Origin of the sequence: Paracoccus sp. N5, from assembly GCF_000371965.1 — a bacterium.
Lineage (GTDB): Bacteria > Pseudomonadota > Alphaproteobacteria > Rhodobacterales > Rhodobacteraceae > Paracoccus.
In genome coordinates, this window is sequence record NZ_AQUO01000001.1 from 1,363,664 (window position 1) to 1,375,658 (window position 11,995).

The following is an 11,995-nucleotide window of genomic DNA, read 5'->3' on the forward strand; positions in this document are numbered from 1 at the left end:
CTACTTTCCGATGCAGAACGAGCTGAAGATCTCGTCCAGATAATCTTCCGCGCCGATCCGGCCAATCATCGCCGCCAGGGCTTGAATGGCCTGCCGAAGCGATTCGGCAACGAACTCAGGCGACCGCATGGGCAGCTGAAGCGCATCAAGAGCGCGCTCCAGCGCTTCCGCCTGACGTTTGTGACTGATCAAGCCGGAATCAGCCGCCCGGATTCGCAACCGATCATAAACTAGGTCGAGAAGTTCTGCGACCCCTTCCCCGGTCACTGCAGAGATTGACAGCCCCTCAGCCCGTGAAAGATCGCTCTTTGAGCGCACCACAAGGTCATCCGGCCCCAAAATTTCGCTCGTCATTCCTTCCGGCGAAAGATGGATGCGCAGGTCCGCGGCCTCGGCGCGGGCTCTGGCACGGGAAATGCCCATGGCCTCGATGACATCCTGGCTTTCGCGCAGCCCGGCCGTATCCAGAAATGTGACCGGCAGGCCGCGAAGGTCGGTGCGCAGTTCAAGAATATCGCGCGTCGTTCCAGCAATATCCGACACCAGCGCGACGTCTCTCTGCCCGATCCGGTTGAGCAGCGTCGATTTCCCGGCATTCGGAGGCCCGATGATCGCCACTTCATATCCTTGCCGCAAGCGCTCGGTTGCGGGATAGCGAGCCAGCATCTGCCGGATTTCCGTCTGGACCGCCTCGACGATTTGAAACACCTCGTCGGGAATGTCGTCCGGAACCTCCTCATCGGCAAAGTCGATGCTGGCCTCGACCAGGGCGCCGGCGCGGATCAAGCTGGCTCGCAGGCTATCCGCCTTTTTGCTCAGCTCGCCCTCGGTGGCGCGCATGGCCAAGCGGCGTTGCGCCTCGGTTTCGGCAGAAAGCAAGTCCGCCAGACCTTCGGCCTCGGCCAGATCCATCCGTCCGTTCAGGAAGGCCCGCCGGGTGAACTCGCCGGGGTCGGCGCGCCGAAGGCCGCGTTGCAACAGGGCCTCGGTCAATCGGTTCGCAATGACCGGCGCGCCATGCAGATGCAGTTCCGCGACCTCTTCACCGGTGAAGCTGTGGCCTTCCGCAAACCAGATCACCAAGGCGCGGTCGATCAGATCGTCCCCGTCCCGCAATGGCCGTAAAACGGCCAGGCGCGGTTGCGCCAGCGGACCGGCAAGCGATTCCACCGCGGATCGCGCCTGCGGACCGCTCAGACGAACAACGGAAACGCCCCCCCGGCCGGGAGGCGTCGCCTCGGCAAAGATCGTGTCCACCGCATCCTCCGCGCCGTCAGGCGTTCATCGAATCGAAGAATTCGCTGTTGGTCTTGGTCTGCTTCAGCTTCGAGATCAGGAACTCGATCGCATCCGTGGTGCCCATCGGGTTCAGGATGCGGCGCAGCAGGTAGGTCTTCTGCAAGTCCTTGGAATCGACCAGAAGTTCCTCTTTCCGGGTGCCGGATTTCAGGATGTCCATGGCCGGGAACACGCGCTTGTCGGCGACCTTGCGGTCCAGCACGATCTCGCTGTTGCCGGTGCCCTTGAATTCCTCGAAGATCACCTCGTCCATGCGCGAGCCGGTGTCGATCAGCGCCGTGGCAATGATGGTCAGCGAGCCGCCTTCCTCGATATTCCGCGCCGCGCCGAAGAACCGCTTCGGACGCTGCAAGGCGTTGGCATCGACACCACCAGTTAGCACCTTGCCCGAGCTCGGCACCACGGTATTGAAGGCCCTACCAAGCCTGGTGATCGAATCAAGCAGGATCACCACATCTCGCTTGTGCTCGACCAGGCGCTTGGCCTTTTCGATCACCATCTCGGACACGGCGACGTGCCGGCTGGCCGGTTCGTCGAAGGTCGAGGAAACCACCTCGCCCTTGACCGAGCGCTGCATGTCGGTCACTTCTTCCGGCCGCTCGTCGATCAGCAGCACGATCAGATAGCACTCCGGATGGTTGTTGGCGATCGAATGCGCGATGTTCTGCAGCAGCACGGTCTTGCCGGTCCGCGGCGGCGCCACGATCAGCGAGCGCTGGCCCTTGCCGATCGGCGCCACCAGGTCGATGATCCGGGCCGAGCGATCCTTGATCGTCGGATCCTCGATTTCCATCTTCAGACGCTCGTTCGGATAAAGCGGCGTCAGGTTGTCGAAGGCGACCTTGTGGCGCGCCTTTTCCGGATCCTCGAAATTGATCCGCTCGACCTTGGTCAGGGCGAAGTAGCGCTCGTTCTCGCCCGGCGCGCGGATCACGCCCTCGACAGTGTCGCCGGTGCGCAGCGCGTGCTGGCGGATCATGTCGGGGCTGACATAGATGTCGTCGGGACCAGGCAGATAGTTCGCCTCGGTCGAGCGCAGGAAGCCGAAACCGTCCTGCACCACTTCCAGGACGCCGTCGCCGCCGATGTCGTAACCTTCTTCGGCATGCTCCTTGAGGATCGAGAACATCATCTCGCCCTTGCGCATGGTCGAGGCGTTCTCGATCTCCCATTCCTCGGCCATCGACAGCAGGTCGGCCGGGCTCTTGGCCTTGAGATCGGACAGGTTAAGACGTTCTTCGGTCATGTCTCGCCTATGCGCGCAAGCGCCGGCATCGAGCCGGCCGCGCGAAAAACTGTGTCTGGAAAGATTCCGCCGGACGGCGGACAGCGCTCACATAGGCAGAATGCGGCCGCGAGTCAATTCTTCAGAACTTCACGATCACCGAGAGCACGATCAGCGCCATCAGCAGCGTCGGCACCTCGTTCATCATCCGGTAGCGGCGCCCGCTCAGCCCGCGCCCGGACAGCAGCGCCTTGCGCTGCCCGGCCAGCCACATGTGAAACCAGGTCATGCCCAGCACGCCCGCCGCCTTGGTCCAGGGCCAGACCATGCTCCAATCCACGATGCCGGGCGTCATGACCAGCGCCAGCCCGGCCAGCCAACTGACCACCATGGCCGGGTTCATGATCATCCGCAGCAGCTTCTGCTCCATGATCGTGAAGGATTGCGCTGGCTCTGCGCCGTTCTGGCCGCGTTCCGCATGATAGACGAAGAGCCTGGGCAGGTAGAACAGCCCGGCCATCCAGGAAATCACCGCCATGACATGCAGCGCCTTCACCCAAGGGTAAGCGAGGGACAGGAAATCGGTCATCGGGCACCTCCGGGGCCATCTCCTCTAACAAAAAAGAAAGAAGATAAAGAAAGATGATGTTGTTGTTGGGCCTGTGGATGACGGGATTGCGCTGTTCCACGGCAGATCTCCCCAGCCGCAGCCGCTTGGGGAGAAAAATCCCGTTAACCTTTCGTTAAGGAATTATATAATTAAAATCAAAGCATTGCGGCAAAGACCTCTGTGGATAAGTTTGTGAAAGATTTTCTTGTCCACAGGCTGTTGACGGCGATCCGGCGGTTTTCGACATGGGGACAAACCCGTTTCGTTCACGCGGGCCGCGGCGGGGTCATGCACAGGCCGGCGCGGCAGGCCGGATCTCCACAATCCATGCCGGGTGAGTCGGGGCAGCTTATCCACAGGGTTATGCCGGACGGCCCGCGCGGGCCTTTACTTCAGCAGGCCGGTCTCGCGGTAATAGCGCGTGGCGCCGGGATGCAGCGGGATGCCGATGCCCTGCAACGCGCGGTCGGGCGCGATGTCGCGCCCCCGGGCATGGCCGGTGTCCAGCAGCCGGCGGCTGCGCGCGCTCCACAGCGCCCGGGTGATGTCGTGGATCAGCGCCTCGGGCTGGTCGGCCGAGGTGATCCATTGCGCGCCGACGCTGATCGTCGCGACTTCGGCCTCCTGTCCGTCATAGGTGCCGGCGGGGATCGTGGCGCGGGCCAGGAAACCGTGCTCCTCCATCAGTTTCTGGGCCAGCGCGCCGTCGATGGGCAGGATGCGGACCGGTTGCTGGCTGGCGAGCTCCGCGATGGCGCCGGCCGGATAGCCGCCGACGAAGAACAGCGCGTCAAGCTGGCCCTGCTGCATCGCCGCGCCGGCCTTGTCCAGCGTCAGGTAGAGGGGCGAAATGTCCCGTTCGGACAGCCCGGCCCCGGCCAGGATGGCCCGCGCGTCGACCAGCGTGCCCGAGCCGGGCTCGTCCAGCGACACCCGCTTGCCGCGCAGGTCGGCGACCGATTCGATCTGTGCGCCGTCGCGCACGACCAGATGGATGGCCTCGGGATAAAGATTGGCGATGGCGCGCAGCTCGTCGGCCTTGGGCCTGTCCTGCCAGATCCCGCCGCCGGAATAGGCCCAGGCGGCAACATCGCCCTGGACGAAGCCCGATTCCAGCGCACCGTCCTGCACCGCCTCGGCATTCGCCACCGATCCGGTCGAGGCCAGGGCCGAGGCGACCAGCCCCGGCACGCCGCATTCGCCCGGCTCGGCGCAGGCCCTTGCCCCCGGCGGCGCCGAAATCGCCTGGGCCAGCAATCCGCCGATGGGATAATAGGTGCCGGCCGTGCTGCCGGTGCCGATGCGAAAGAACGACGGCCCCGGATTGTCGGCCGCCTGCTGCGCCAGCGCGGTGCCGGCCAGAAGCAGCGCCAGCGCGGCGACGATTCCCAACCCTGTCCTGCGCCGCATGGCCCGTCCTTTTCGCCCGGATCCCCGCGCCAAGCTTGCGCCGCGCCGCCGGGGCTGGCAACCCGGCCCGCCGGGGCTTTCGGGGGCCGCGCACGAAATCGCGCGCGGCGTGATCCGTTTCCGTCATCCATGCGTCGCATTTGATGAGCGCTGGCGGCGAAAACGGGTGCATTCCTCGGAACAGCACGTCCCCATAGCCAGCGGAATCAAGCCATGCTGAACACAGTCGAGATCCTGAACCAACTCGCCAACCGCCAGAAGAACTTCGCGCTGACCCGCGATCTTTACTGCGACGAGGGCGTTTTCCAGACCGACCTCGCGCAGATCTGGTACAAGGAATGGCTGTTCGCCGTTCCGGCCTGCGAGATTCCCAAGACCGGCAACTATGCCACCATGCAGGTCGGCGCCTATCCGGTGCTGATCGTGCGCGGCGGCGACGGCAAGGTGCGGGCCTTCCACAACGTCTGCCGCCACCGCGGCCAGCGCCTGTGCTCCAAGCCGAACGGCTCGACCCCGAAACTGGTCTGCCCCTATCACCAGTGGACCTACGAGCTGGACGGCAAGCTGCTCTATGCCCGCGACATGGGCGACGATTTCGACGCCTCGAAATTCGGGCTGAAGCCGGTGCATTGCGTGGACCTGAACGGCATGGTCTTCATCTGCCTGGCCGAGGTGCCGCCCGCGATCGCCGATGTGGCCAAGCAGCTGATGAGCTATCTGGCGCCCAGTGCGCTGGCCGATGCCAAGGTGGCCCATTCCTCGACCATCATCGAGAACGGCAACTGGAAGCTGGTGATCGAGAACAACCGCGAATGCTATCACTGCGGCGGCAGCCACCCCTCGCTCTGCCGGACCTATTCCGACAACCCGCGCATGACCGCGATGGAGGGCCCCGACAGCGCCAGCCCCGACATCCTGGCGCATTGGAAGCGCTGCGAAGAGGCCGGCCTGCCCTCGCGCTTCGTCAACCACCCCAAGATGCAATGGCGCCTGGCCCGCATCCCGCTGCTGAACAACGCCGAAAGCTACACCATGAGCACCAAGGCCGCGGTCAAGAAGCGCATGGGCAGCATGCCCTTCAACGACGCCGGCAGCCTGCTGTTCTTCCATTATCCGAACACTTGGAACCACTTCCTGGCCGACCATGCCATCGTCTTCCGCGTGCTGCCGATCAGCCCGACCGAAACCCAGGTCACCACGAACTGGCTGGTGCACAAGGACGCGGTCGAAGGCGTGGACTACAATATCGAGGATCTGACCACCGTCTGGATCAACACCAATGACGAGGACCGCCAGGTCGTCGAGGAAAACCAGAAGGGCATCCTGTCGCCGGCCTATGAGCCCGGCCCCTATTCCTCGATCCAGGAAGAGGGCGTGGTGCAGTTCATCGACTGGTATGCCGACACCATGATCGGCCGCCTGTCCCCCACCCCGGCGATGGCAGCGGAATAATGGCGGTCCTGGTCAAGGCATTCGGCGACCGGCCCTGGAAGGACGACGAGCCGCTGGAATGCGTGATGGTGGTGCCCGAGACATCGGACACCGCCACATTCACCTTTCGCGCGCCCTCGGGGGCCTATTTCGACTATCAGCCGGGGCAGTTCGTCACGCTGGACCTGCCGGTGCCCGGCGGCAACGTGCAGCGCACCTACACGATCAGCTCATCGCCCTCGCGGCCGCTGTCGATCTCGGTCACGGTCAAGGCGCAGGCGGGCAGCATCGGCACGCGCTGGATGCTGGACCACCTGCGGCCGGGGATGCGGCTGAAAGCCTTCGGCCCGGCCGGCATCTTTACCTTCGTGCGGCACGAGGCGCCGAAATACCTGATGATCTCGGCCGGGTCCGGCATCACGCCGATGATGTCCATGACCACCTGGGCCTGGGATTCGGGCGAGATGCCGGACATCGTCTTCGTCCACGCCGCCCGCACCCCCAGCGAGATCATCTTCCGCCAGCGCCTGGAAGGCATGGCCGACCGCGTGCCCGGCCTGCAGCTGCGCTTCACGGTCGAGGAGGGCGACCCGTTCCGCACCTGGCACGGCTATCGCGGCCGGCTGAACCAGATCATGCTGGGCCTGATGGCGCCCGACTATCTGGAGCGCGAGGTGTTCTGCTGCGGCCCCGAGCCCTTCATGCAGGCGGTGCGCGACATGCTGATCGCGCTTGGCTTCGACATGGACCGCTATCACCAGGAAAGTTTCGGCGCCCCGGTCCGCAACGAATCCGAGGCTCCGGTGCTGGACGACGTGGTGCTGGACGATGCCGCCGGCGCGCAGATCACCTTTGCCGCCTCGGGCATCACCGCGAAATGCGCCGAGACCGACACCGTGCTGGCGGTGGCCAAGGCGAACGGGCTGAACATCCCCTCGGGCTGCACCTTCGGCCTGTGCGGCACCTGCAAGATCAGGAAGACCTCGGGCGAGGTGCATATGGTCCACAACGGCGGCATCACCGACGACGACATCGAGGCAGGCTATATCCTGGCCTGCTGCTCGCATCCGATGGGCGCCATCGCCGTCGAAGTCTGAGCTTGACGTTGTGTTCATTAAAGCATAACGAATGACGATCGGTTGAAGGCGCGCCCCCGGTGGGGCGTGCCTTTCGGTGCTTGCGCTTGACAGCACTACCATACCGCGCAATCCTGATCCCGTACCTATCTCTACGACAGGCAAAGGAGGGCGCGATGAACATCGACCTCTCGCGGCGTGGCTTTCTGAAGCTGGCCGGCGCGGGTGTCGCGGCAACCTCGCTGGGAGCCATGGGCTTTGGCGAGGCAGAGGCGGCGGAGCAGGCGCATGTGCGTGCCTTCAAGCTGGCCTCGATGACCGAGACGCGCAACACCTGCACCTATTGCTCGGTCGCCTGCGGCATCCTGATCTATTCCAAGGGCGACGTGGCGGCCGGCGAACAGGCCGTCATCACCCATATCGAGGGCGACGCCGACCACCCGACCAACCGCGGCACGCTTTGCCCGAAAGGCGCGGCGCTGAAGGACATCGTCCATTCCGAGACCCGCCTGACCGCGCCCCGCATCCGCCGCCCCGGCGCCGCCGCTTTCGAGGAGATCAGCTGGGACGAGGCGCTGGACAAGATCGCCCGCGCGCTGAAGGACGACCGCGACGCCAACATGGTGCTGACGAACGACCTCGGCGTGCCGGTCAACCGCTGGACCACCACGGGCTTCCTGGCCGCCTCGGCCACCACCAATGAAACCGCATGGCTGACCTACAAGACGGTGCGCGCCATGGGGATCGTCGGATTCGACAACCAGGCGCGCGTCTGACACGGCCCCACGGTGTCCAGTTTGGGCCCGACATTTGGCCGCGGAGCGATGACCAACCCCTGGACCGACATCAAGAACACCGACCTGGTGATCGTGATGGGCGGGAATGCTGCCGAAGCCCATCCCTGCGGCTTCAAATGGGTGACCGAAGCCAAGGCGCGGCGCGGCGCCAAGCTGATCGTCGTGGACCCGCGGTTCACGCGCACGGCCTCGGTGTCCGATTATTACGCGCCGATCCGACCCGGCTCGGACATCACCTTCCTGATGGCGCTGATCAACTGGATGATCCAGAACGACAGGGTCCAGTGGGACTATGTCCGGAACTTCACCAACGCGCCCTTCATCGTGAAGGACGAGTTCGGCTGGAGCGACGGGCTGTTCTCGGGCTACGACCCCGAAAAGCGCGACTATGACAAGTCGAGCTGGGATTACGTCATCGGCGAGGACGGCTTCGCCCAGGTCGACATGACGCTGGAGAACCCGCGCTGTGTCTGGAACCTGCTGAAAGAGCATGTCTCGCGCTATACGCCCGAGCTGGTCGAGCAGGTCTGCGGCACGCCCAAGGACCGTTTCCTGCATATCGCGCAGATGATCGGCGAATGCGCGGCGCCCGACAAGGCCATGACCTCGATGTATGCCCTGGGCTGGACCCAGCATTCCAAGGGCGCGCAGAACATCCGCGGCATGGCGATGCTGCAACTGGTGCTGGGCAATATCGGCGTGCGCGGCGGCGGCATGAACGCCTTGCGCGGGCATTCGAACATCCAGGGCCTGACCGATATCGGGCTGATGTCGAACCTGCTGCCCGGCTACATGAACATCCCGACCGAGGCGGAGCCGGACCTGGCGACCTATATGTCCAGCCGTTCCTTCAAGCCGCTGCGGCCGGGCCAGACCAGCTATTGGCAGAACTATTCCAAGTTCTTCGTCAGCTTCATGAAGGCGATGTGGGGCGATGCCGCCACGGCCGGGAACGAATGGGCCTATCATTGGCTGCCCAAGCTGGACGTGCCGACCTATGACGTGCTGCGCATGTTCGAGCTGATGAAGGCGGGCAAGGTCAACAACTACTTCTGCCAGGGCTTCAACCCGCTTCTGGCCTTCCCCAACCGCGGCAAGCTGACCGAGGCCTTCGGCAAGCTGAAGCTGCTGGTCGTCATGGACCCGCTGGAGACCGAGACCGCCCGCTTCTGGGAAAACCACGGCGAACACAACGACGTGGACACCGCCGCGATCCAGACCGAGGTGATCCAGCTGCCCACCACCTGCTTTGCCGAAGACGACGGTTCGCTGGTGAACTCGGGGCGCTGGCTGCAATGGCACTGGGCGGCGGGCACGCCGCCGGGCCAGTCGAAACGCGACACCTGGATCATGTCGCAGATCTTCCAGCGCGTCAGGAAACTTTACCAGGACGAGGGCGGCATCCTGCCAGAGCCGATCCTGAACCTGACCTGGGACTATGCCAACCCCGAGGAACCGACGGCCGAGGAACTGGCGAAAGAGATGAACGGCCGGGCGCTGGCCGATGTCCACGACATTCAGGACACCGCCAAGCTGCTGACGCCGGCGGGCAAGCTTCTGGCGAACTTCAGCCAGTATCGCGACGACGGCTCGACCATGGGCGCCTGCTGGATCTTCTCGGGCTCCTGGACCGAACAGGGCAACATGATGGCCCGGCGCGACAACGGCGACCCCGACGACGTCGGCCTGTTCCCGAACTGGACCTATGCCTGGCCGCTGAACCGGCGCATCCTCTACAACCGCGCCTCGGCCGACCTGCAGGGCAAGCCCTGGGATGCCAGCCGCAAGCTGATGGAATGGGACGGCGAGAAATGGGCCGGCTACGACGTGCCCGACATCGCCCCCACCTCGAAACCCGGCGAGGTCGGCCCCTTCATCATGAACCAGGAGGGCACCTCGCGGCTGTTCACCCGCGGCATGATGCGCGACGGGCCCTTCCCGACCCATATGGAGCCGTTCGAAAGCCCCATCGCCAACGTCTTCAACCCCGAGATGCGGGGCAATCCGGTGGCGCGGGTCTTTGTCGACGATGCCGAGCAATTCGCCACCAGCGACGAATTCCCCTTCGTCGCCACCTCCTACCGGCTGACCGAGCATTTCCACTACTGGACCAAGAACAACCGCATCAACGCGGCACTCCAGCCCGAATTCTTCGTCGAGATCAGCGAGGAACTGGCGGCGCTGAAGGGCATCACCCGGGGCGGCTGGGTGCGGGTCTGGTCCAAGCGCGGTTCGGTCAAGGCCAAGGCGCTGGTGACGAAGCGGCTGAAGCCGCTGCAATGCGGCGACAAGACCGTCTATGTCGTCGGCATCCCGCTGCATTGGGGCTTCGTCGGTGCGGCGCGCAAGGGCTGGGGGCCGAACAGCCTGACGCCCTTCGTCGGCGACGCCAATGTGGAAACGCCTGAATTCAAGGCCTTCCTCGTCAACATCGAACCGGCAACCGGGGAGGCGGTGTCATGACCACGGACCCCAAGCTTGACAGCCCGCGCACCGCGGTCGCCAATCCGCCGATCCAGCCGATGCCGGCGAACCTGGGCGCGGGCGACGTGATCCGCGCCTCGGCCATGCCCGACCTGGCTCCGCCCACGCGCGAGCTGACGCCGGTGGCGAAGCTGATCGACGTCAGCAAATGCATCGGCTGCAAGGCCTGCCAGTCGGCCTGCGCCGAATGGAACGACACCCATCCCGAGATCGAGCACAACACCGGCGTCTATGAGAACCCCCACGACCTGACGCCCGAGATGTTCACGCTGATGCGGTTTTCCGAATACGAGAACCCCGAGACCGGCGATTTCGAATGGCTGATCCGCAAGGACGGCTGCATGCATTGCGTCGATCCCGGCTGCCTCAAGGCCTGCCCGGCTCCGGGCGCCATCGTGCAATATTCGAACGGCATCGTCGATTTCATCCACGAGAACTGCATCGGCTGCGGCTATTGCGTGACCGGCTGCCCGTTCAACATCCCGCGCATCAGCCAGAAGACCCATGTCAGCTACAAATGCACGCTCTGTTCCGACCGGGTGGCGGTGGGACAGGGACCGGCCTGCGCCAAGGCCTGCCCGACCCAGGCCATCGTCTTCGGCCACAAGGAGGACATGATCGCCCATGCCGAAGAGCGCGTGGCCGACCTGAAGTCCCGCGGCTATGAAAACGCCGGCATCTACGACCCCGAGGGCGTCGGCGGCACGCATGTGTTCTATGTGCTGCACCATGCCGACAAGCCGGCGCTTTATTCCAACCTGCCCGAGAACCCGCGCATCTCGCCCGTGGTCGAGGGCTGGAAGGGCGTCACCAAGACGCTGGGCCTGGCCGCCATCGGCCTTGCCGCGGTCGGCTCGGTGCTGCACGGGCTTCTGGGCCGCGCCAATACCGTCAGCGCCGAGGACGAGCACGAGGCCGAGGAACTGGTCGATCCCAACCCCCCGCCCGAGAGGACATGATGGCAAAGCGCATCTTTTCCCAACCCGGCGACCATATCGAAACCACCGCTCCGGTGACGGTCAGCCGCTATCGCGGCTTTACCCGCGCCAACCACTGGGTGACCGCCGGCAGCCTGATCGTGCTGCTGCTGTCGGGCATGGCGCTGTTCCACCCGGCGCTGTTCTTCCTGACCGGGCTTTTCGGCGGCGGCCAAGCCACGCGCTGGCTGCACCCCTTCGTCGGCATCCTGCTGTTCTTCAGCTTCTTCATCCTGTTCCTGCAGCTCTGGCGCCTGAACCTGCCGCGCGCCGAGGACGTGACCTGGGTCGAGAACATCGGCGACCTGCTCAAGGGCGACGAGGAAAAGCTGCCCGAGCTGGGCAAGTACAATGCCGGGCAGAAGTTCATCTTCTGGGGCATGTCGGCGCTGATCGTGGTGCTGATCGTCTCGGGCGTGATGGTGTGGGAGCAATATTTTCCGCAGCTGGTCTCGATCCCGGTGCGCCGCTGGGCCATGCTGGTGCATTCGCTGGCGGCGGTGGCGATCATCCTGGTCTTCATCCTGCACGTCTATGCGGCGTTCTGGACCCGCGGCACGCTGCGCGCCATGACGCGCGGCACCGTCACCGGCGGCTGGGCCTGGAAGCACCACCGCAAATGGCTGCGGGAACTGGCTGGACGCGAGCGGCGCGGCCCGGCAGAGTAGGGCCAGCCCGGCCGTCCC

At 64.7% G+C, this 11,995-nt stretch carries 9 protein-coding genes; 5 read left to right on the plus strand and 4 right to left on the minus strand.

Annotated features, from left to right (window positions below):
• The 4 genes from mnmE to PARN5_RS0106830 form a co-directional block, all read right to left on the minus strand.
• Positions 1-1,257, minus strand: coding sequence for a tRNA uridine-5-carboxymethylaminomethyl(34) synthesis GTPase MnmE (gene mnmE / locus PARN5_RS0106815; protein ID WP_026155230.1), 1,257 nt, complete (start codon positions 1,255-1,257; stop codon positions 1-3).
• A gap of 16 nt (positions 1,258-1,273) precedes the next feature.
• Entirely contained in the window at positions 1,274-2,545 is a 1,272-nt protein-coding gene (gene rho / locus PARN5_RS0106820; protein ID WP_017999023.1) for a transcription termination factor Rho, read from the minus strand.
• A gap of 121 nt (positions 2,546-2,666) precedes the next feature.
• Positions 2,667-3,113 (minus strand): CopD family protein, encoded by a 447-nt coding sequence (locus tag PARN5_RS0106825; RefSeq protein ID WP_017999024.1) that lies wholly within the window; start codon positions 3,111-3,113, stop codon positions 2,667-2,669.
• 408 nt (positions 3,114-3,521) lie between these two features.
• Positions 3,522-4,544, minus strand: coding sequence for a TAXI family TRAP transporter solute-binding subunit (locus PARN5_RS0106830; protein WP_026155231.1), 1,023 nt, complete (start codon positions 4,542-4,544; stop codon positions 3,522-3,524).
• A 213-nt stretch (positions 4,545-4,757) separates the two neighbouring features.
• Between PARN5_RS0106830 and PARN5_RS0106835 the strand changes: the two genes are divergently transcribed.
• The 5 genes from PARN5_RS0106835 to PARN5_RS0106860 all read left to right on the plus strand — a co-directional run bounded on the left by PARN5_RS0106835 (position 4,758) and on the right by PARN5_RS0106860 (position 11,977).
• Positions 4,758-5,996 (plus strand): aromatic ring-hydroxylating dioxygenase subunit alpha, encoded by a 1,239-nt coding sequence (locus PARN5_RS0106835; RefSeq protein WP_017999026.1) that lies wholly within the window; start codon positions 4,758-4,760, stop codon positions 5,994-5,996.
• A complete protein-coding gene (locus PARN5_RS0106840) occupies positions 5,996-7,072 on the plus strand; it encodes a hybrid-cluster NAD(P)-dependent oxidoreductase (RefSeq protein WP_017999027.1) in 1,077 nt (358 codons plus the stop codon). Before PARN5_RS0106835 ends, PARN5_RS0106840 begins: the two co-directional genes overlap by 1 nt.
• Positions 7,073-7,227: 155 nt before the next feature.
• Positions 7,228-10,311, plus strand: coding sequence for a formate dehydrogenase-N subunit alpha (fdnG, locus tag PARN5_RS0106850; RefSeq protein ID WP_157403940.1), 3,084 nt, complete (start codon positions 7,228-7,230; stop codon positions 10,309-10,311).
• On the plus strand, positions 10,308-11,291 hold the full coding sequence (fdxH, locus tag PARN5_RS0106855; RefSeq protein ID WP_017999030.1) for a formate dehydrogenase subunit beta: 984 nt from the start codon (positions 10,308-10,310) through the stop codon (positions 11,289-11,291). The genes fdnG and fdxH overlap by 4 nt, the downstream gene beginning before the upstream one ends.
• Positions 11,291-11,977 (plus strand): formate dehydrogenase subunit gamma, encoded by a 687-nt coding sequence (locus PARN5_RS0106860; protein WP_026155233.1) that lies wholly within the window; start codon positions 11,291-11,293, stop codon positions 11,975-11,977. The genes fdxH and PARN5_RS0106860 overlap by 1 nt, the downstream gene beginning before the upstream one ends.
• The last annotated feature ends 18 nt before the right edge of the window (positions 11,978-11,995 follow it).